Origin of the sequence: Bradyrhizobium sp. SZCCHNPS1003 (genome assembly GCF_032381555.1) — a bacterium.
GTDB lineage: Bacteria > Pseudomonadota > Alphaproteobacteria > Rhizobiales > Xanthobacteraceae > Bradyrhizobium.
On the sequence record NZ_JAUHIU010000014.1, the window covers coordinates 136,709 to 157,371 of the forward strand.

At 66.1% G+C, this 20,663-nt stretch carries 20 protein-coding genes and 1 other RNA gene; 12 read left to right on the forward strand and 9 right to left on the reverse strand.

What is annotated here, in order from left to right:
* The first annotated feature begins 174 nt into the window (after window positions 1-174).
* The 10 genes from rpmH to dapE all read left to right on the forward strand — a co-directional run bounded on the left by rpmH (window position 175) and on the right by dapE (window position 9,201).
* The gene (gene rpmH, locus QX126_RS23230; protein WP_006609582.1) at window positions 175-309 is read left to right on the forward strand and encodes a 50S ribosomal protein L34; all 135 of its coding nucleotides are present in this window, start codon (window positions 175-177) and stop codon (window positions 307-309) included.
* A gap of 31 nt (window positions 310-340) precedes the next feature.
* Window positions 341-751, forward strand: coding sequence for a ribonuclease P protein component (gene rnpA / locus QX126_RS23235; RefSeq protein WP_315734921.1), 411 nt, complete (start codon window positions 341-343; stop codon window positions 749-751).
* A gap of 22 nt (window positions 752-773) precedes the next feature.
* Entirely contained in the window at window positions 774-2,639 is a 1,866-nt protein-coding gene (yidC, locus tag QX126_RS23240; protein WP_315734922.1) for a membrane protein insertase YidC, read from the forward strand.
* A gap of 145 nt (window positions 2,640-2,784) precedes the next feature.
* Window positions 2,785-3,444, forward strand: coding sequence for a ribosome biogenesis GTP-binding protein YihA/YsxC (gene yihA / locus QX126_RS23245; RefSeq protein WP_315734923.1), 660 nt, complete (start codon window positions 2,785-2,787; stop codon window positions 3,442-3,444).
* Window positions 3,441-3,812: a DUF423 domain-containing protein gene (locus tag QX126_RS23250; RefSeq protein ID WP_315734924.1), complete on the forward strand. Its 372-nt coding sequence runs from the start codon at window positions 3,441-3,443 to the stop codon at window positions 3,810-3,812. The genes yihA and QX126_RS23250 overlap by 4 nt, the downstream gene beginning before the upstream one ends.
* Before the next feature lie 75 nt (window positions 3,813-3,887).
* On the forward strand, window positions 3,888-4,784 hold the full coding sequence (argB, locus tag QX126_RS23255) for an acetylglutamate kinase (protein WP_315783903.1): 897 nt from the start codon (window positions 3,888-3,890) through the stop codon (window positions 4,782-4,784).
* 125 nt (window positions 4,785-4,909) lie between these two features.
* The gene (locus QX126_RS23260; protein ID WP_315734925.1) at window positions 4,910-5,974 is read left to right on the forward strand and encodes a DUF1036 domain-containing protein; all 1,065 of its coding nucleotides are present in this window, start codon (window positions 4,910-4,912) and stop codon (window positions 5,972-5,974) included.
* 220 nt (window positions 5,975-6,194) lie between these two features.
* Entirely contained in the window at window positions 6,195-6,887 is a 693-nt protein-coding gene (locus QX126_RS23265) for a pyrimidine 5'-nucleotidase (protein WP_315734927.1), read from the forward strand.
* A gap of 254 nt (window positions 6,888-7,141) precedes the next feature.
* Window positions 7,142-7,987 (forward strand): 2,3,4,5-tetrahydropyridine-2,6-dicarboxylate N-succinyltransferase, encoded by an 846-nt coding sequence (gene dapD, locus QX126_RS23270; RefSeq protein ID WP_315734929.1) that lies wholly within the window; start codon window positions 7,142-7,144, stop codon window positions 7,985-7,987.
* Window positions 7,988-8,046: 59 nt separating this feature from the next.
* Window positions 8,047-9,201, forward strand: coding sequence for a succinyl-diaminopimelate desuccinylase (gene dapE, locus QX126_RS23275; protein ID WP_315783905.1), 1,155 nt, complete (start codon window positions 8,047-8,049; stop codon window positions 9,199-9,201).
* 19 nt (window positions 9,202-9,220) lie between these two features.
* Here the strand turns inward: dapE and QX126_RS23280 are convergent, their stop codons facing one another.
* The 4 genes from QX126_RS23280 to def form a co-directional block, all read right to left on the reverse strand.
* Complete coding sequence (locus QX126_RS23280) at window positions 9,221-11,278, reverse strand: methyl-accepting chemotaxis protein (RefSeq protein ID WP_315783906.1); 2,058 nt, start codon at window positions 11,276-11,278, stop codon at window positions 9,221-9,223.
* 154 nt (window positions 11,279-11,432) lie between these two features.
* On the reverse strand, window positions 11,433-12,170 hold the full coding sequence (gene truA / locus QX126_RS23285) for a tRNA pseudouridine(38-40) synthase TruA (protein ID WP_315783907.1): 738 nt from the start codon (window positions 12,168-12,170) through the stop codon (window positions 11,433-11,435).
* Between the two features lie 117 nt (window positions 12,171-12,287).
* Window positions 12,288-13,223, reverse strand: coding sequence for a methionyl-tRNA formyltransferase (gene fmt / locus QX126_RS23290; RefSeq protein ID WP_315734937.1), 936 nt, complete (start codon window positions 13,221-13,223; stop codon window positions 12,288-12,290).
* Between the two features lie 141 nt (window positions 13,224-13,364).
* Window positions 13,365-13,892 (reverse strand): peptide deformylase, encoded by a 528-nt coding sequence (gene def, locus QX126_RS23295; protein ID WP_315783908.1) that lies wholly within the window; start codon window positions 13,890-13,892, stop codon window positions 13,365-13,367.
* Between the two features lie 169 nt (window positions 13,893-14,061).
* Here def and QX126_RS23300 point away from each other — a divergent pair, with 169 nt between their 5' ends.
* Window positions 14,062-15,294 carry a DNA recombination protein RmuC gene (locus tag QX126_RS23300; protein ID WP_315783910.1) on the forward strand — a complete coding sequence of 411 codons (1,233 nt, stop codon included), beginning with the start codon at window positions 14,062-14,064 and terminating at the stop codon, window positions 15,292-15,294.
* A gap of 116 nt (window positions 15,295-15,410) precedes the next feature.
* Complete coding sequence (locus tag QX126_RS23305; RefSeq protein ID WP_315783912.1) at window positions 15,411-16,793, forward strand: AmpG family muropeptide MFS transporter; 1,383 nt, start codon at window positions 15,411-15,413, stop codon at window positions 16,791-16,793.
* A 204-nt stretch (window positions 16,794-16,997) separates the two neighbouring features.
* Here the strand turns inward: QX126_RS23305 and QX126_RS23310 are convergent, their stop codons facing one another.
* The 5 genes from QX126_RS23310 to ffs all read right to left on the reverse strand — a co-directional run bounded on the left by QX126_RS23310 (window position 16,998) and on the right by ffs (window position 20,559).
* The gene (locus QX126_RS23310; RefSeq protein WP_315773633.1) at window positions 16,998-17,423 is read right to left on the reverse strand and encodes a hypothetical protein; all 426 of its coding nucleotides are present in this window, start codon (window positions 17,421-17,423) and stop codon (window positions 16,998-17,000) included.
* Window positions 17,424-17,443: 20 nt separating this feature from the next.
* Complete coding sequence (recR, locus tag QX126_RS23315) at window positions 17,444-18,043, reverse strand: recombination mediator RecR (RefSeq protein ID WP_006609565.1); 600 nt, start codon at window positions 18,041-18,043, stop codon at window positions 17,444-17,446.
* A 25-nt stretch (window positions 18,044-18,068) separates the two neighbouring features.
* Window positions 18,069-18,389, reverse strand: a complete 321-nt coding sequence (locus QX126_RS23320; protein ID WP_315715348.1) for a YbaB/EbfC family nucleoid-associated protein — start codon at window positions 18,387-18,389, stop codon at window positions 18,069-18,071.
* 103 nt (window positions 18,390-18,492) lie between these two features.
* Window positions 18,493-20,331 (reverse strand): DNA polymerase III subunit gamma/tau, encoded by a 1,839-nt coding sequence (locus QX126_RS23325; RefSeq protein WP_315783914.1) that lies wholly within the window; start codon window positions 20,329-20,331, stop codon window positions 18,493-18,495.
* Window positions 20,332-20,462: 131 nt separating this feature from the next.
* Window positions 20,463-20,559: signal recognition particle sRNA small type (ffs, locus tag QX126_RS23330), an RNA gene on the reverse strand.
* Between the last annotated feature and the right edge of the window lie 104 nt (window positions 20,560-20,663).

The following is a 20,663-nucleotide window of genomic DNA, read 5'->3' on the forward strand; positions in this document are numbered from 1 at the left end:
CGCTCCCTTATAAGCCGCGCCAACCGTCCGCGATGACCCGGCCCGCCCGGGAGCGGCTCGATTTCAGGGCCGGCAGCGGTCCATTTCGGGCCCGGAAGCATCACCGGACATCAATCGACATTTCAAGCAGGCAAGTTGTCAACTGGCAAATTGCCCGGCAGCGGAGAACGACCCGTGAAGCGGACTTATCAACCCAGCAAACTGGTGCGCAAGCGCCGTCACGGCTTCCGCGCCCGTCTCGCCACCACCGGCGGCCGCAAGGTCCTTGCCGCGCGTCGCGCCCGGGGCCGCAAGCGTCTCAGCGCCTGAAGCCAGGGCGTCTGTCCCGGAGATTTCCATCATGGATCGGCTGCGGCAGCGGGCGGACTTCCTCGCCGTTGCCGATGGCGTGCGGGCGAACAGCCCTGCCTTCGGGGTCCAGCGCCGGGAACGGCCGGACCAGGGCCCGATCCGGATCGGCTTTACCGTCACCAAGAAGAATGGCACCGCCACGGAGCGTAATCGCATCCGTCGGCGGTTGCGCGAGCTTGTGAAACGGCTCGATCCCCTGTCGATGCGGCCGCACAGTGATTACGTGCTGGTCGGCCGGCGGGATGCCCTGTCACGCGACTTCTCGACCATGCTCGCCGACCTCCAGGCGACGCTCCGCCGCCTCGACCGGCCGCAGGCCAAGCCGCAGCCGCGCAAGCCGTCGGATGCGGATCAGCCAAACGCTCCCGCACCGGACGCGCATTCCCGCAAACCGGATTGAACGACGAGACGATAAGAAAACGATGACCGACAATCGCAACACCATCCTCGCCGTCATTCTGTCCGGCCTCGTGCTGATCCTGTGGCAGGTCTTCTACAACGGACCGCAGATGGAGAAGCAGCGCGCGCAGGCCCAACTGCAGGCCGAGCTCGCCAAGAAGCAGGCGCCGGCAACGCAGCCCGACAGCACCGCTCCGTCTGCCACCCCGCAGCCGGGCGCTTCCGCAACCGGCAGCCCGAGCGCACCGGGCGGGGCCGTGATCAGCACAGGCGTGATGCCGCGCGACACCGCCATCGCCGCCACCCCGCGCGTCAAGATCGACACGCCGCGGCTGACCGGCAGCATCTCGCTGAAGGGCGCGCGCATCGACGATCTGGCTTTCGTGAAGTACCGCGAGACGGTCGATCCGAAATCGCCGGCGATCGTGCTGTTCTCGCCGTCCAACACCGCCGAGCCCTATTACGCCGAGTTCGGCTGGGTCAACGCCGCCGGCGCCAAGGTGCAGGTGCCGGACCAGAGCACGATGTGGCAGCAGGACGGCTCCAACGCGCTGACGCCCTCGACCCCGGTGAAGCTGACCTTCACCAACGGCGACGGCCTGACCTTCCAGCGCACCATTTCCGTGGACGACCACTATCTCTTCACCATCAAGGACGACGTCACCAACGCCGGCAATGCGCCGGTGACGCTGTATCCCTACGGCCTGATCTCGCGTCATGGCACGCCGCAAGTCTCGGGCTATTACATCCTGCATGAAGGCCTGATCGGCTATCTCGGCGAAAAGGGCCTGCAGGAATTCACCTACAAGAAGATGGACGACGAGAAGGCGGCGAAGTTCGACGTCACCAATGGCTGGCTCGGCATCACCGACAAATATTGGGCGGCCGCGCTGCTGCCGATGACGGATGCCCGCCTGCAGGCGAACTATTCGTCGAAGCTGGTCGACAACCAGCATCGCTACCAGACGGACTATGTCGAGACCCCGCAGACGGTACCGGCCGGCGGCTCGGCCAGCGTCTCCACGCGGCTGTTCGCCGGCGCCAAGGAGGCCGGCGTCGTCGGCATCAACTTCCCGATCGGCGGCCTCGGCGGCTACAACCAGCAGCTCGGGCTGAACCATTTCGATCTCCTGATCGACTGGGGCTGGTTCTACTTCCTGACCAAGCCGATGTTCCTGGCGCTGGATTTCTTCTTCCGCTTCTTCGGCAATTTCGGCATCTCGATCCTGCTGGTGACGGTGCTGGTGAAGCTCCTGTTCTTCCCGCTCGCCAACAAGTCCTACGCCTCGATGGCGAAGATGAAGGCGATCCAGCCGCAGCTCCAGGCGCTCAAGGAGCGCTATCCGGACGACCGGATGAAGCAGCAGCAGGAGATGATGGAGATCTACAAGAAGGAGAAGATCAACCCGGTCGCCGGCTGTCTTCCGGTCGTGCTGCAGATCCCGGTGTTCTTCTCGCTCTACAAGGTGCTGTTCGTCACCATCGAGATGCGGCATGCGCCGTTCTATGGCTGGATCAAGGACCTGTCGGCGCCGGATCCGACCAATCTGTTCACGCTGTTCGGCCTGATCCCGTTCGACCCGACCCAGCTGCCGCTGTTCGGCCACTACCTGGCGCTCGGCATCTGGCCGATCATCATGGGCATCACGATGTGGTTCCAGATGAAGCTGAACCCGACGCCGCCGGATCCGACGCAGGCGATGATCTTCAACTGGATGCCGCTGATCTTCACCTTCATGCTCGCGGGCTTCCCGGCCGGCCTCGTGATCTATTGGGCCTGGAACAACACGCTGTCGGTGTTGCAGCAGGGCTTCATCATGCGCCGCAACGGCGTGAAGGTGGAGCTGTTCGACAACATCCGCGGCACGTTCAAAAAAAAAGCGGCGTGACGAGTAAGGCGGCGTGAGCCGCTGAAGCAACAAACCATCTACCGTCATGGCCGGGCTTGTCCCGGCCATCCACGTTTTGATATCCCGCGCAATGGGCGTGGATGCCCGGGTCAGGCCCGGGCATGACGAAGAGCGAGGCCTTGTCATGACCACCAGCCACGACACTGACGAGCGCCTGATCGAAAAAGGCCGCAAGCTGTTCGCTCAATCGTGGCGCTTCACCCACGCCTCGCCCTCGATCGAGAGCCTGCCGCCGATGGGAAGCCTCGAAGTCGCCTTCGCCGGCCGCTCCAATGTCGGCAAGTCCAGCCTGATCAACGCACTGACCGGCCAGAACGCGCTGGCGCGCACCTCGCATACGCCGGGCCGCACCCAGGAGCTGATCTTCTTCGAGGGGCCCGAGCATGCGCCGCTGCGGCTGGTCGACATGCCCGGCTATGGATATGCCGCCGCGGCGAAGACCAAGGTCGCGTCCTGGACCGAGCTGATCCACAAATTCCTGCTCGGCCGCGCCTCGCTCGCCCGCGTCTATGTGCTGATCGATGCCCGTCATGGGCTGAAGGAGGTCGATCAGGAGATTCTCAAAACGCTCGACAGGTCCGCCGTCAGCTATCAGCTCGTCCTGACCAAGGCCGACCAGATCAAGCCGGCTGAGCTCGCAAGCCGGATCGCCGAGACCGAGGCCGCGCTCGCCAAGCATCCGGCGGCGTTTCCTCAGGTGCTGGCGACGTCGTCACGATCCGGCGCCGGCATGCCGGAGCTGCGTGCCGCCATGGTGCGGCTGCTGGAAGAGCGGAGCACATGATGACGCCGTGGCGAATCCTGGTCGCGATGGCCGGGCTGATGGGCGCCGCCGGCGTCGCGCTGGCGGCCAAGGCCGCGCACGAGCCTGACGCATCGCGGCTCGCGACCGCCTCCACCATGCTGCTGTTCCACGCCTGCGCCCTGCTCGGCACCATCGCGCTGGCAGAGCGCGGCGTGGTTCATCGGCGCATCGGCCTGATCACGGCGATCGGCTTCGTGCTCGGCCCGGCCCTGTTCGCCGGCGACCTCCTGATGCGGCAGTTCACCGGCGATCGGCTGTTTCCGTTCGCGGCGCCGATCGGCGGTAGCTTGCAGATCGCGAGCTGGCTCGCACTCGCGGTCTGCGCGCTGTGGCCGCGGCGGGCGTGATCCGGCGCTTTGCGCCGCGGGCGGCAATCGGCTAGAACGCGGCGCGACGCCCCCGACAGCCGAGACCTCCCAGACATGACCGACGCGACCACCATCAGCCCGCTCGATCAGGCCCGCATCCTGTCCGAAGCGCTCCCGCACATGCAGGAGTATGACGACGAGACCATCGTCATCAAATATGGCGGCCACGCCATGGGTGACGAGGACACCGCGAAAGCGTTCGCGCGCGACATCGTGCTGCTCGAGCAGACCGCCATCAATCCGGTGGTGGTGCACGGCGGCGGACCGCAGATCGCGACCATGCTCAAGCGCCTCGGCATCGTCTCCGAATTCGCCGCCGGCCTGCGCATCACCGATGCCGCAACCATCGAGATCGTCGAGATGGTGCTGGCCGGCTCCATCAACAAGCAGCTGGTCGGCTACATCAACGAGGCCGGCGGCAAGGCCGTCGGGCTGTGCGGCAAGGACGGCAACATGGTGCGCGCGGTCAAGGCGACCCGCACCATGGTCGATCCCGACAGTCACATCGAGAAGGTGGTCGATCTCGGCTTCGTCGGCGAGCCGGACAAGGTCGATCTGACGCTGCTGAATCAGCTGATCGGCTACGAGCTGATCCCGATCCTCGCGCCGCTGGCGACCTCGAAGGAAGGCCAGACCTTCAACGTGAATGCCGATACGTTCGCCGGGGCTGTGGCCGGTACGCTGAAGGCCAAGCGCCTCTTGCTGCTCACCGACGTGCCCGGCGTGCTCGACAAGTCGAAGAAGCTGATCCCGGAATTGTCGGTGAAGGACGCGCGCAAGCTGATCGCCGATGGCACCATCTCCGGCGGCATGATCCCGAAGGTCGAGACCTGCATCTACGCACTCGAGCAGGGCGTGCAGGGCGTCGTCATCCTGGACGGCAAGGTGCAGCACGCCGTGCTGCTCGAGCTGTTCACCAACCAAGGCACGGGCACACTGATTCATAAGTGATGGACACGGTCGCCACGCAGTCAGGACTCGTCGTACCCGGGCTTGACCCGCCTGCGCGGCCGAAGCCGCTTCGGCGCGGCGAAGGCCCGGGCTTCCACGATTTCCTTTCCGGTGGTTGCAAAGACGTGGATGGCCGGGTCAAGCCCGGCCATGACGCTACGGAAATATCCGCGGATAAAACGTCCACCAAAACTCGCATCGCTCTCGCTCTATCCGCTTTACTTCTTCCTCTCCTCACCACCATCACCCCCGCCCTCGCCGACCTCAAGCTATGCAACCGCATGAGCTATGTCGTCGAGGCCGCGATCGGCATCGACGAGAAAGCAGCGACCGCGACGCGCGGCTGGTTCCGGCTCGATCCGGCGACCTGCCGTGTGGTGCTGCAGGGGACCATGACCGCCGACCGCATCCTGCTGCATGCGCGCGCGTTGAGCCTCTACGGCGCTTCGCCGCTCGCCGAGAATGGCAACGACCAGCTATGCGTGGCGCCGGACAATTTCGTCATCGCAGCCGCCCGCCAGTGCCGCACCGGGCAGACGCCGGCAGCGTTCACGCAGGTGACACCGAGCAAGACCGACGACGGCACCCTGATCGCCTACCTCGCCGAGAGCGCCGAATATGACGACGAGCAGGCGCGGCTCGCCGGCATCCAGCGGCTGCTCGGCATCGCCGGCTATGACGCCTCGCCGATCGACGGCGTCGAGGGGCCGAAGACGCAAGCGGCGCTCGCTGCGTTCCTGAAAAGCCGCGGGCTTGGGTCCGATGTCGTGTCGCAGCCGACGTTCTTTGCCACGATGGTGGACGCCGTGCAGACGCCCTCACCCACCGGGCTGACCTGGTGCAACGACACACCGCACAAGGTGATGGCGGCGGTGGCGACGGACGACGGCCGCACCGTGGTCAGCCGCGGCTGGTACCGGATCGATGCCGGCAAATGCCTGCATCCGGACATCACCGGACAGCCGAAGAAGGTCTACAGCTTCGCCGAAGCGGTCGACGATGAGAACCGCACCATCAAAGTGAAGAACAAGCCGCTGAACTGGGGCGGGCTGGTGCAGCTCTGCACCCGCGAGAACAAGTTCGAGACATCCGAGCAGGGCGACTGTCCGAGCCGCGGCTTCACCGCCACCGGCTTCACCGCCGTCGACATCACCCGCGGCGGCAAGACGCTGCGATTTGCACTGCCTTGATAGGCATATCGATGTTGCCCACGTTGCCACCACACCCACAGCTGTCATCCCGGCGAACGCCGGGATCCATAACCACCGGCCGAGGTTTGGGCCATCGGCATCAGCCATCATGCCGCAAGATAGCTTCCGCGGTATGGGTCCCGGCGTTCGCCGGAACGACAGCGGAATATGCCGCCCTAGCCGGGCATGATGACCGAAGGCAGGATGGACCGACGCCCACATGACAGAATCCCCCCGCGCCTTCGATCACGTCGACACCTGGGTGTTCGATCTCGACAACACGCTATATCCGCATCACGTCAATCTGTGGCAGCAGGTCGATGCGCGGATCGGCGAGTTCGTCTCCAACTGGCTCAAGGTCGACGCGGATGAGGCGCGCCGGATCCAGAAGGACTACTACCGCCGCTATGGCACGACGATGCGCGGCATGATGACCGAGCACGGCGTACACGCCGACGACTTCCTGGCCTATGTGCACAAGATCGACCACTCGCCGCTGGAGCCGAATCCGGCGATGGGCGCGGCGATCGAGAAGCTGCCCGGACGCAAGCTGATCCTGACCAACGGCTCGGTCGACCATGTCGATGCCGTGCTGGCGCGGCTCGACATTGCCGGGCATTTCCATGGCGTGTTCGACATCATCGCGGCCGAGCTGACGCCGAAGCCGGCGCGCGAGACCTACGACAAATTCCTCAAGCTGCATGCCGTCGATCCGACACGGGCGGCGATGTTCGAGGACCTTTCCCGCAACCTCGTGGTGCCGCACGACCTCGGCATGACCACGGTGCTCGTGGTGCCGGACGGCACCAAGGAGGTGGTGCGCGAGGACTGGGAGCTGGCGGGTCGCGACGACCCGCATGTCGATCATGTCACGGACGATCTGACCGGATTCTTGCAGCGGCTGGCGGGGTGAAACCCGCCACGCATTGAACTGTCATTCCGGGGCGATGCGATGCATCGAACCCGGAATCTCGAGATTTCGGGTCTGGTCCTTCGGACCATCCCGGAATGACGGAGCGCGATAAGCTGCACCTCCCGCGCGGACGGCCACGCCACCGATGCGTCCTTGACTCTCCGGGTCCAAATCCCGAAAAAGCCGCCCTGCCCACCATGCTCGTACACGGCCGTCCCCGGCTTTCTGCCCAGGGACCAAGCGAGGATCGACCGATGTCACTGTCCGCCCTGGAATCCACCATCAACAGCGCCTTCGATGCCCGTGACGGCGTCTCGACCACGACCAAGGGCGAGGTCCGCGACGCCGTGGAGAGCGCGCTGGAGCTGCTCGACAAGGGCGAGGCGCGCGTCGCCGAGCGCGGATCGGACGGCAAGTGGAGCGTCAACCAGTGGCTCAAGAAGGCCGTGCTGCTGTCGTTCCGCCTCAACGACATGAGCGTGATCCCAGGCGGCCCTGGCCAGGCGTCGTGGTGGGACAAGGTGCCGTCGAAGTTCGAAGGCTGGGGCGAGAACCGTTTTCGCGATGCCGGCTTCCGCGCCGTGCCCGGCGCGATCGTGCGCCGCTCGGCCTACATCGCTAAGAACGTCGTGCTGATGCCGTCCTTCGTCAATCTCGGCGCCTATGTCGACGAAGCCACCATGGTCGACACCTGGTCGACGGTCGGCTCCTGCGCCCAGATCGGCAAGCGTGTGCACATCTCCGGCGGCGTCGGCATCGGCGGCGTGCTGGAGCCGCTGCAGGCCGGTCCTGTGATCATCGAGGATGACTGCTTCATCGGCGCGCGATCGGAGGTTGCCGAGGGCGTGGTCGTGCGCAAGGGTGCGGTGCTGTCGATGGGCGTGTTCCTGGGCGCGTCGACCAAGATCGTCGACCGCGAGACCGGCGAGGTGTTCGTCGGCGAGGTGCCGGAATACGCCGTCGTTGTGCCGGGCGCACTGCCGGGCAAGCCGATGAAGAACGGCCAGATCGGCCCCTCCACCGCCTGCGCCGTCATCGTCAAGCGGGTCGACGAGCGCACCCGCTCCAAGACCTCGATCAACGAGCTCTTGCGCGACTGATCGTCCGCGCTCGGGCGGCCGCACTAGCCGCCGCCCGAACGCCCATGTTAAGCGAGGGCATGACCGATGCCCTCGCCATCACCCGCGACCTGATCCGCTGTCCCTCAGTGACCCCCGCCGATGCCGGGGCGCTCGGCGTGCTCGAGGCCCTGCTGAAACAGGCCGGCTTCACGACCCATCGCGTGACCTTCTCGGAAGCAGGCACGGCCGACATCGACAATCTCTACGCCCGTATCGGCACCGAGGGGCCGCACATCACCTTCGCCGGCCACACCGACGTGGTGCCGCCCGGCGATGAAGCGGCGTGGAGCCTTGGCGCGTTCTCCGGCGAGGTGAAGGACGGCTACATCTATGGCCGCGGCGCCGTCGACATGAAGGGCGGCATCGCCTGCAGCGTTGCGGCCGTGCTCGACTATCTACGCGATCACGGCGGACAGCCAAAAGGCTCGATCTCGTTCCTGATCACTGGCGACGAAGAGGACGTCTCGGTCAACGGCACCATCAAGCTGTTGCAGTGGGCGGCCGAGCGCGGCGAGCGGTTCGACCATTGCGTGCTCGGCGAACCGTCCAATCAAGAGGTCATGGGCGACTGCATCAAGATCGGCCGCCGCGGCTCGCAGTCGGGCACCCTGATCGTCGAGGGCAAGCAGGGCCACGTCGCCTATCCGCACCGTGCCTCCAACCCGGTGCCGGACATCTCGCGCCTGATCGTCGCACTGTCGGACGAGCCGCTCGATCATGGCAGCGCGCAGTTCCAGCCGTCGAATCTCGAATTCACCACCGTCGATGTCGGCAACACCGCAACCAACGTCATCCCGGGCCTGGCGCGGGCGAAGTTCAACATCCGCTACAATGACTGCCATACGCAGGAGACGCTGCGCGCGCTGGTGGAAGAGCGGCTCGCCAAGGCCTGTGGCAACCGCATCCGCGCCCACATCGACTGGCTGCCGTCGAACTCCAACGTGTTCCTGACCAAGCCCGGACCGTTCACCGAGCTCGCCGTCGCCGCGATCGAGAGCGTGACGGGGCGCAAGCCGGAGCTGTCGACCACCGGCGGCACCTCGGACGCGCGCTTCATATCGAGCTACTGCCCGGTGATCGAGTTCGGCCTGGTCGGCCAGACCATGCACCAGATCGACGAGCGCGCCTCGGTCGCCGACATCGCGACCCTGACGAAGATCTATCGCGGCATTCTCGAAAGATATTTCGCCTGAGCGGCGCGCCTGATCCTGATCAGGCGGCCTTCACCTCCGCCAGGAACTGATCGACCTCGCGACGCAGGTCGGTGGCCTGGCCGGCAAGGCTCGCCGCGGAGTCGAGCAGCGAGCGCGCCGATCCGCGGGTGTCCGCGGCGGCCGCGCTGACCAGCGCGATCGACGACGAGACGTCGTTGGTGCCGCTCGCGGTCTGCTGCACACTGCGGGCGATCTCGCGGGTCGTGGCGCTCTGCTCGGCCACCGCGCTCGCCACCGCACCGGTGACGCCGCTGATGGTGTTGACGACGGCGGCGATCTTCTCGATCGCGGCCACCGTGCTGCCGGTCTCGTTCTGGATCGCGGCGATCTGGCTTTCGATCTCCTCGGTGGCCTTGCTGGTCTGGGATGCGAGACTCTTCACCTCTGACGCGACCACGGCAAACCCCTTGCCCGCCTCACCCGCACGCGCGGATTCGATCGTGGCGTTGAGCGCGAGCAGATTGGTCTGCGAGGCGATGGCGCGGATCAGCTGCACGACGTCGCCGATGCGCGTGGCGCTGCCGGCGAGCGTCCGGACCTTGTCGGTGGTATCGAGCGCCTGGCTGGTCGCGTTCGAGGATTCCGACGCGGCTTCCGCGATCTGTCGGGTGATCTCCTTCATCGACGCGTCCAGCTCCTCGGAGGCAGCCGCCACCGTATTGACGCCAGAGGTCGCCTGCGCCGCCGCTTCGGCCACGGCGGTGGCACGGGACGCGGTGGTGCTGGCCGAGCCGTCGAGCGTCTCGGCCGATTGCTTCAGGCCGCTCGCGGCATCGCTCAGCCGGCCACACAGCGTGTCGATGACCTCGCCGAAGCGGCGCGTGAGCGCCTCGATCTTCTGCCGGCGGGCGTCGCGCCGGGCCTCGGCATCGGCGCCCTGCAGCGACAGCCGGTCGGCCTCCGCCGATTTCTCCTGCAGAACACCGATGGCGTTGGCGAGCGTGCCGATCTCGTCGGTCCGATCGCCATATCCGATCTCGACGCTGCGCTCGCCACCGGCGATCCGACGGATCATCTCGGTCAGATTCGACAGCGGCTTGATCACGCGGGCATTGAACCAGACCGTCCCCAGTGCGGCGGCCGCGACGTTGATCAGCAACAGGACCAGCGCCAGGGCAAAACGGGTCTGCGACTCGGCAATCGCGACCTCGCTCTGGCTCAGCGCCTCGGCGAGGGCTGCATCCCGCAGCGGCAGGATCGTATCGAGGATCGGGAATACGGACCGCAGGAACTGGTCGGGATCGAGCTCGAGCACCTTGCCCCGGTTCGGCACCACCTGCGACGAATAGAACTCGCCACCGCGGGCCCAATAGCCATTCTCGACCTCGGTCAGGGCCGCGAAGATCGGCTTCTGGTTGATCTCTGCGGCAGCGAGCTTGGCCGTCGTCCAGATGCGCTCGATGCGTCCCTTGAACGTCGCGAGCGCCTCGGCCGGTTCACCCGCCATCGGCTGCTTGGTCGCGATCATGCGAACGAACGTCGTCGTGGCGCGACCGGCCCAGTCGCGCAAATCCCAGCCGATCACCGCGAGACGCGCCGCTTGGCCTACCGCGGGATTGGCCGCATTGATCCGGCGCACGATCACGTCGACATGGCTGCCGGTCGTTTCCTGGATCGTGAACATCTGCGGCACGTAATCACGGACGATTGCTTCGGATCGCGCCGCCTTGGCCTGCGCGACGGCATCGAGAGCGGCCCCGCGCGTCGCACGCAATTTCTGTTGGATCGAGTCCAGCGCGGCGGTGTCTTCACTCAGCAGCGCCAGGCTGCGCGCCTTGGCGAAGGCGTCGTCAGAGCCTTGAAGTATCTTCTGCAGCGCGGCCAGCTCATCGGCCGTCGCCGGATTCGGCGATGCCAGGCGCGGATTGACCATGGCGCGCTCGAGGTTCAGCTTTTCCGGCAGCCGCAGCATGGCGGCCAGCAGCTGGGTATCACGGCCTGCCGTCCTCGCGGCCTGCAGCGAGGTCAACTGCTGCCAGGCGAACAACATGGTTGCGAGCAGGCCGATGACGGCCCCGAGCAGCAAAGAGAGCAGGAAGACTTGACGAATGCGCACGATCGACCTCGCTGGACAGCAGCCTGAGGTCCGGATAGCAGCGAGGGCTTCAATTTGGAGTTAATGAATCCTGTTCCTTACTCCCGAAACGACTACTCATTAGGACAATCATTGGCAGCTAGTAGCGATTCGCGGGTTCCACTGCAGAACGATCTCAATAGTCGACCTTCATGAGATAGAGGCCTTCCGGCGGGGCGACGACGCCACAGGCGGCGCGATTGCGCGCGGCGAGCGCGGCGGCGAGATCATCGGCGCTCCAGCGGCCCTGCCCGACCCACACCAGCGAGCCAACCATCGAGCGCACCTGGCTGTGCAGATAGGAGCGTGCGGAGGTGAGGATGGTGATGGCATCGCCGTCCCTGACGACGTCGAGCTGATCGAGCGTCTTCTCCGGCGATTTTGCCTGACATTCCGTGTCGCGGAAAGTCGTGAAATCATGCTTGCCGATCAGCCGCTGGGCCGCCGCGTGCATCGCGTCCGAGTCGAGCCGCTGCGGCACGCGCCAGACGCGGCCGACCTCGAGCGCGAGATTGGAGCGGCGGTTGACGATGCGATAGCGATAGTGCCGCCTGCGGGCGGAGAAGCGTGCTTCGAAGGTGTCGGGGACGATCTCGGCGTTGAGCACCGCGATCGGGTTGGGCCGCAGATGCGCGTTGAGCGCGTCGCGCAATTTGTCGGGCCGGAATTCTTTCTCAACGTCGCAATGCGCGACCTGACCGGTGGCGTGGACGCCGGCATCGGTGCGCCCCGAGCCATGCACCCGGGTCGGCACGCCACAGGTCGCCTGCACCGCCGCTTCGAGCGCGCCCTGCACCGACGGCAAGGTCGCCTGCAGTTGCCAGCCGCAGTACGGCGCGCCGTCATATTCGATGGTGAGCTTGTAGCGGGGCATCTGACCCGATCGAGTTTTGCCGTCATTGCCGGGCTCGACCCGGCAATCCATCCCTGGACGAAGCTTGTTCTTGAGATGGATGCGCGGGTCAAGCCCGCGCATGACGAGATGAGGTGGTCAGCCGAAACGCAGGCCCGGCGCGATACGGGTGCCGCGCAGGAAATCCGCGGCCTTCATGGGACCCTTGCCGGCGCGCTGTAGCTCGGTGACGCGGATGGCGCCGTCGGCGCAGGCGATGGTGAGCTGCTCGTCAAGAACGGCGCCCGGCTCGCCCCCGCCGTCGGCAAGCGCGCAGCGCAGGATCTTCAAGCGGACCGCTTCGCCATCAAGCGTGAACTCACTCCAGGCGCCAGGAAATGGCGACAGGCCGTGGATGTGCCGCAGCACCGCGTGGGCCGGCTTCGTCCAGTCGATCCGCGCCTCGGCCTTCTCGATCTTGGCGGCGTAGGTGACGCCTTCCTCTGCCTGCTTCGTCAGCGTCAGCCCGCCGCGCTCTAGCGCCGCCATCGCGCGCACCATGAGATCGGCGCCGATCCGCGACAGGCGGTCGTGCAGATCGGACGCCGTCATCGCGTCGGTGATCGCAAGGCGCTCGGCCATCGCGACATCGCCGGTGTCGAGCCCGACATCCATCTTCATCACCATGACGCCGGACTCGGCATCACCCGCCATGATCGCGCGGTTGATAGGCGCGGCACCGCGCCAGCGCGGCAGCAGGGAAGCGTGGAGATTGTAGCAGCCGAGCTTGGGCGCATCGAGAATGGCTTGGGGAAGGATCATGCCGTAGGCGACGACCACGGCCGCATCGGCCTGATGAGCCTGAAACTCGGCCAAGGCCTCCTCGGTCTTCAGCGTCTTCGGCGTGAACACGGCAATGCCGAGCCGGCGCGCCTCGGTCTCGACCGGCGTCGGCTGCAGCGCGAGGCCGCGGCGGCCGCCGGGTTTCGGCGCGCGCGTATAGACCGCCGCGATCTCGTGGCCGTGGCCGGCGAGTTCGAGCAGGGTCGGCACGGCGAAATCCGGCGTGCCCATGAAGATCAGGCGAAGCGGCATCTGGTGGAAGATCCTGCATTGCCGAATCCTCCGCGTCATGGCCGGGCTTGTCCCGGCCATCCACGTCGAGCTGCCTGTAACGCGCGGCGAGACGTGGATGCCCGGGTCAAGCCCGGGCATGACGGAGGAGAGAGTTGATCGTTACTCGCTGGCGCGCTTGGCGGCCTTGGTGAACTTCTTCATCACGCGGTCGCGCTTCAGCTTCGACAGATAGTCGATGAACAGCACGCCGTTGAGATGATCGATCTCATGCTGGATGCAGGTGGCGTAGAGCCCCTCGGCATCCTCCTCGCGGACCACCCCGTCGAGATCGATGAACCGCACGCGCACGCGCGCCGGCCGCTCGACCTCCTCGTAATATTCGGGGATCGACAGGCAGCCTTCCTCGTAGACCGACAGCTCGTCCGACTTGGCGACGATCTCCGGATTGATGAAGACGCGCGGCTCGCGCTTGCCTTCCCCGTTCGCGTCGGGCTTGGCCAGATCCATGGTGATGACGCGCAGCGGCTGCGCGACCTGGATCGCTGCGAGCCCGATGCCCGGCGCGTCATACATGGTCTGGAACATGTCGTCGACCAGCTGCCGGATCTCCAGCGTGACCTTCTCGACCGGCTTGGACACCAGCCGCAACTGCCGGTCCGGCAGGATGATGATTTCTCTTAGGGACATGGCGCGCGATTTAAGCCGCGGAACCGGCGGGGTCAATGTGATGGCTCGCGGTTAAGACTTCACTAACCATGAATTTCAACGTTTCGTTAACCATGATTCTTAACGTGCCCTTAACCATAATTGTTCTCTCTTCGTTCGCGAGCTTGCGCGAATCGGATAGACGGGGGTGATGACCGTCAGCCAATCCCTCAATCCTGTCGTCGTCATCATCGGCGACCTGCCCATCAGGGCGAGCGATGCGCTGATCGGATTCGGCGTACTGGTGCTGCTACTGCTCGTGATCATCGTGGCCGCCGTGGCCCGCTCCGGACGGCGCGGCGCGGAGCTCGCCGCCCAGCAGGCGATGCGGGCTGACGAGCTCGAACAACGGTTCGGCGAGATGATCCGCGTCCAGAGCGAGGCCTCCGGCCGGGTCGACGCGATGGCCCAGCTGCTCGCCGGCCGTCAGGTGGACCTGGCCCGCAGCGTGAACGAACGGCTCGATGCGGTCACCCACCGCGTCGGACAGTCGATGGAGCAGAGCACGCGCCACACAATGGATAGTCTGCGCGTGCTGCACGAGCGCCTCGGCATCATCGACAACGCCCATCGTGATCTCAGCGAGCTGACGACGCAAGTGACGACCTTGCGCGACGTCCTCGCCAACAAACAGTCGCGCGGCGCCTTCGGCCAGGCGCGCATGGAGGCGATCGTCCAGGACGGGCTTCCGAAGGGCAGCTACGCGTTTCAGCACACGCTCGCCAGCGGCAAGCGGCCCGACTGCGTCGTGTTCCTGCCCGATTCGCGACCGCTGTGCATCGACGCCAAGTTTCCGCTGGAAGCCGTGACCGCACTGCACGACGCCGTGACCGAGGAGGAGAAGCGCGCCGCGGCGCAGCGGCTGCGCACCGACGTGCTCCGCCACGTCAATGACATTGCCGAGAAGTACCTCGTGGTCGGCGAGACGCAGGACACGGCGCTGATGTTCGTGCCGTCGGAATCGGTCTATGCCGAGATCCATGACGGCTTCGACGACGTGATCCAGAAAGCCTATCGCGCGCGCGTCGTGCTGGTGTCGCCGTCGCTGCTGATGCTCGCGATCCAGGTCATGCAGCAGATCATGAAGGATGCGCGCATCCGCGACGCCGCCGACCAGATCCGCAACGAGGTGATCCATCTCGGCGACGATCTCGGCCGCCTGCGCGAGCGCGTGCTCAAACTGCAGAAGCATTTCGGCGATGTCGGCGAGGACATCCGCCAGATCCTCATTTCCGCCGACAAGATCGAGAAGCGCGCCGCCCGCATCGAGGAGCTCGATTTCAGCAAGCAGGATTCGCCGGTGGACTCACCACGCATCGCTCCGGCTGCGGGGACGACGCCGGACCTGTTTCCTCTTACGGGGCGCATGCAGGCCGGAGAGTGATCGTTGGCTGCGTCTGTTGCATGAGAGGGCAATCCAGACAAGATTGTCATCGCCCGGTCAAGCCGGGCGATGACGGCCGTGTTTGTGGTGCTGTCGAAATCTGTTACCACCCGGTCATGACTGCACCCGACACCGCTTCCGAGATCACCGCGACCGCCGCAGAGTCCGCCGCCAAACCCGCCCCCACCTGGCGCGAGAGCATGGCCGTCTACTTGCAGCCGCGCGTGCTCGTGGTGCTGTTCCTCGGCTTCTCGTCGGGACTGCCGCTGGCGTTGTCCGGCTCGACGCTTCAGATCTGGATGCGTGAGCTCGGCGTCGATCTCGGCACGATCGGGCTGTTCGCCCTCGTCGGGACGCCGTACACGCTGAAATTCCTTTGGGCGCCGCTGGTGGACGCGCTGCACGTGCCGCTGCTCACGCGCGCGTTTGGACGGCGGCGCGGCTGGCTGGTATTCGCACAGCTGCTCTTGATCGGCGCCATCCTGCTGCTGGCGCTCACCGATCCGGCACATGCGCCGTTCATGGTGGCGCTGGCCGCGCTGCTGGTCGCCGCGATGTCGGCGACCCAGGACATCGTGGTCGATGCCTTCCGCGTCGAGAGCCTGCCGGAGAGCGAGCAGGCCGCGGGCATGGCGGCGTATGTCGCCGCCTATCGCATCGGCATGCTGGTCTCGACCGCCGGCGCGCTGGTGGCGGTCAGTGCGTTCGAAACCAGCGGACTGTCGCGGCCATCGTCCTGGATGTGGGGCTATGTCGCGATGGCCGGACTGGTGCTGATCGGCACGATCACGGCCCTCGCGGCGACCGAGCCGGCCCAGTCGCAGCAGGCGGAGGCCGCGATGGGTGCGGACACCGCGCTCACCCGCGTGATGCATGCGGCTGCCGGAGCCTTCGTCGAGTTCCTCGGCCGACGTGATGCGCTCACGGCGCTCGCCTTCGTCGTGCTGTTCAAGTTCACCGACGCCTTCTCCGGCACGATGACCGCGCCGTTCGTGATCGATCTCGGCTTCAGCAAGGTCGACTACGCCGCGATTGTGAAAGGCGTGGGCCTCGCCGCGACGCTCGCCGGCGGCTTTGCCGGCGGCTTCGTCGCGCGACGCTATTCGCTCGCGACGAGTCTCTGGATCGGCGGCATGGTGCAGGCGCTGGCGAACCTCTCGTTCTCCTGGCTTGCGATCGTCGGAGTCAATCAATGGGCACTGGCGCTGGCGATCTCGGCGGAAAACTTCACCAGCGCGGTCGGCACCGTGATCTTCGTCGCCTATCTCTCCGCGCTGTGTCAGAACCCGCTGCACACCGCCACCCAATATGCACTGCTGACCGCGCTCGCCGCGGTCGGGCGCACCTATTTGTCGTCAGGCGCCGGCTACGTGGCGAAGGCGACCGGCTGGCCGCTGTTCTTCGTGATCTGCGTGCTGGTCGCGATCCCGAGCCTCGTGCTGCTCGCCTGGCTGCAGCGGCGCGGACATTTCGACCAGTTGGGGCCAGTGAAGGTGTAGCTGCCGCCTCACATTCGACCGTCGTCACCCACCACCGGGTGTCGTCTTCGACGAGCCCGATGACAGGCTCCGACGGGTGACCCAGTATTCCAGAGACGTCAGCCATCGACCGAGCAGCCGCGGGGTACTGGATCGCCCGGTCGAGCCGGGCGCTGACAGCGGAAAGTCAGGACGCCGCGCTCGCGTGGACGGCCCAATCAGGTCTCACCGCTTCACTAAGCTCCACTTGGTCACGACCGCCTCGCTCATCTGTCCCGCATCCTGGGCGCAGGCGATCTCGTCGACCTTGACCGCGATCTGCTTGCCGAGCAGACCCTTGAGCTGCGACGCCTGCGCCGTGTTCGCGGTGACGAGCTGGAACGTCTCCGGGCCGGTCTCCAGGTTGCACAGCCCGCTCGGCGGCGGCAGGCGGCGCGGCTCGCTCGTGATCTGATAGGCGGCGGACGGCTGGCCCGGCTTGGCGCCTTTGAGCTTGAGCGCGTTCAGCTCTCCCGACAGCACGTCACCGGCATTGAGCGGCTTGCCCGCCTTCTGCGCCGCCTCGCTTTGCTGCGCCAGCACTGACGGCGCCGAGAGCGCCGCCAGAATCGCGCCCAAAGCCAGCCGTTTGCCGAATCCGCGTTTCGTCATCATTCCACTTCCGTCTATGCTTAGAATAAGGTCCGCTGCCGCATCGCGGCCGAGAGCGTGCCTTCGTCGAGATAGTCGAGCTCGCCGCCGACCGGCACGCCATGTGCCAGCCGCGTGACCTTGACGTTCGCCTCCTGCAGGAGGTCGGTGATGTAGTGCGCGGTGGTCTGGCCGTCGACCGTCGCATTCAAAGCGAGGATGATCTCCTGCACCTCGGGCGCATGCGCGCGCTGCACCAGCGCATCGATGGTGAGATCCTGCGGGCCCACGCCGTCGAGCGGCGACAGCGTGCCGCCGAGCACGTGATAGCGGCCGTTGGAGGCCTTGGCGCGCTCCAGCGCCCAGAGGTCGGCGACGTCGGCGACGACGACGATCATCGCGGGATCGCGACGCGGATCGGTGCACACAGTGCACGGGCTTTGCGTATCGATGTTGCCGCAGGTCTTGCAGACCTGGATGCGATCGATCGCGACCTGCAGCGCCGAGGCAAGCGGCACCATCAGCGCCTCGCGCTTCTTGATCAGATGCAGTGCGGCGCGCCGCGCCGAGCGCGGCCCGAGGCCGGGCAGGCGCGCAAGCAATTGGATCAGGCGTTCGATCTCGGGACCGGCGACGGCCATCAGTTCACGAATGTCATCAGGTCAACTAACCGAAACCGAAGCCCGGCGGCAGGCCGAGCTTGCCGGTGATGGCCTGCATCTTCTCCTGCATCGCGGCTTCAGCCTTGCGGCGCGCATCGCCATGCGCGGTGACCAGCAGGTCCTCCAGGATCTCGGCCTCCTCCGGCTTGAGCAGCGACGGATCGATCTTGATGCTCTTCACGTCCATCTTGGCGGTCATGCGCACGGCAACCAGACCGCCGCCCGAGATGCCCTCGACCTCGACGTTGCCGAGTTCCTCCTGCATCTCCTGCATCTTCGTCTGCAGCTGCGCCGCCTGTTTCATCATGCCGAGAAAGTCAGCCATCGGAGCACCTCATCATTAGCCATCTTGTTGAGCATGATCTCCGCGCAAACGCCTTTGGCGTTTGTCGCGAGGAAAACCGGTTTCCACTTTTCCGGATCATGCTCTAGAAATCATCATCGTCGGACTCGTCAGGCGGCTCGACAGCACTGGCGTCCGATTCGGGCGGCTCGGGGGCGAGCCGGCGCACTTCGACCACCTTGGTGCCCGGGAACCGCGCCAGGATCTCCTGCACGCGCGGATCGGCCTCCGCCGCCGCCTCGCGCTCGCTCTTGGCGCGCAGATTCTGCTCGCGCAAGGTCGCCTGGCCTGGCTCGTTGGAAACGATCACCGTCCAGCGCCGGCCGGTCCAGTCCTCCAGCTTGCGCCCGAGGTCCGAGACAAGCGAGCGCTGCGCCGTCCGTTCCAGCGCGATCTCCAGCCGTCCCTCCTCGAAGCGGACCAGCCGCACGTCCATCTCGAGCGCGCTCTTGGTGATCAGGTCACGATTCTTGCCGGCCAGCGCGACGAGTTCCTGAAAGCTCCCTATGCGCAGTGCGGGCTGGTCCTGTGATGCCGGCGACGGCTGCGATGACATCGCCTGCGGGCGCATCGAACCGCCGACCGCGGCGAGCGTCGGGCCTTGCGCGCGCGGCGCCTGCATCGGCGCCGACGTCATCACAGGCGGCGCCCCCGCGCTCATGCCGGATGCCGGCGCAGGGCGCGCCCCGCCGCCGTTCGTGACGATCGGCGAGCCACCACCGCTCTGCTCGATCATACGAATGGCTTCGTCGGGCGTCGGCAGATCGGCCGCGTAGGCGATGCGCACCAGCACCATTTCCGCCGCTGCAGCCGGGCGCGTCGCGCCTTGCGTCTCCGCAATGCCCTTCAGCAGCATCTGCCACATCCGCGACAGCACCCGCATCGACAGCTTGGTGGCGAAGTCGCGCGCGCGCAGCCGCTCGGTCTCGCTGAAGGCGACGTTGTCGGCCGTCGCCGGCACGACCTTCACCCGGGTGACGAAGTTCACGAACTCGGCCAGATCCGACAGCACGACCACGGGGTCGGCGCCGACGTCATATTGCTCGCGGAATTCCTTGAAGGCGGCGGCGATGTCGCCGCTGGCGAGATGGTGGAACAGGTCGATCACGCGGGTGCGGTCGGCGAGGCCCAGCATCTGACGGACGTCATCGGCGCGGACTTCGCCGGCGCTGTGCGCGATCGCCTGATCGAGCAGCGACAACGAATCGCGCACCGAGCCTTCGGCGGCGCGCGCGATGATGCCGAGCGCCTCGGGTTCGATCGTCACGCCTTCCTTGGTCGCGATGCCCTGGAGATGCTTCATCAGCACCTCGGCCTCGACCCGGCGCAGATCGAAGCGCTGACAGCGCGACAGCACCGTGACCGGCACCTTGCGGATCTCGGTGGTGGCGAACACGAACTTGGCGTGCTCCGGCGGCTCCTCCAGCGTCTTCAGGAAGGCGTTGAACGCCGCCGTCGACAGCATGTGGACTTCGTCGATGATGTAGACCTTGTAGCGCGCGCTGGCCGGCGCATAGCGGACGCTGTCATTGATCTGGCGGACGTCGTCGACGCCGGTATGGGACGCCGCGTCCATCTCGAGGATGTCCATGTGCCGGCTTTCCATGATCGCCTGGCAATGGGTGCCGAGCACCGGCATGTGGATGGTCGGCCCCTTCACCGAGCCGTCCGGCAGCTCGTAATTCAATGCGCGGGCGAGAATGCGGGCGGTGGTCGTCTTGCCGACGCCGCGGACGCCGGTCAGAATCCAGGCCTGCGGAATCCGGCCGGTCTCGAACGCGTTCGAGACCGTGCGCACCACGGCCTCCTGGCCGATCAGATCTGCGAAGCTGGCGGGGCGGTATTTGCGCGCCAGCACCCGGTAGGGCTTGGCGGGAGCGTCGGCGCTGTCAGGCGGAACAGGTGGGGCGCCAGCGTCGGTCATCGAGCGATCCGCAAGTGAGTATTCCAGGCCGGCATCGATCGCGATCGTCGACGCAATCAGCCGGAGCGCGGTCGAGCGCCCGCCCTGCGCGGGGTCCCCGCCATCTTTGCGCGATTCGCTCGAGAAAACAGGTAGGAGACTGACGAGCGACCCGATCCGGACCTCGTTAGGGCTGCTTCCTTCCGGACCTGACCCGGTTGGCGAGTGGCTCGTCCACCGCCAATCTCCCGCTGCCTATTTGGGGCCAAACGGTCCGGAAAGCAAGCGCGAGCTTCGCCGGGGCGGCCCACCGCCCCGCGGGCTTGTGCCGCAGCTCGGAAAGGCTTTAGGTG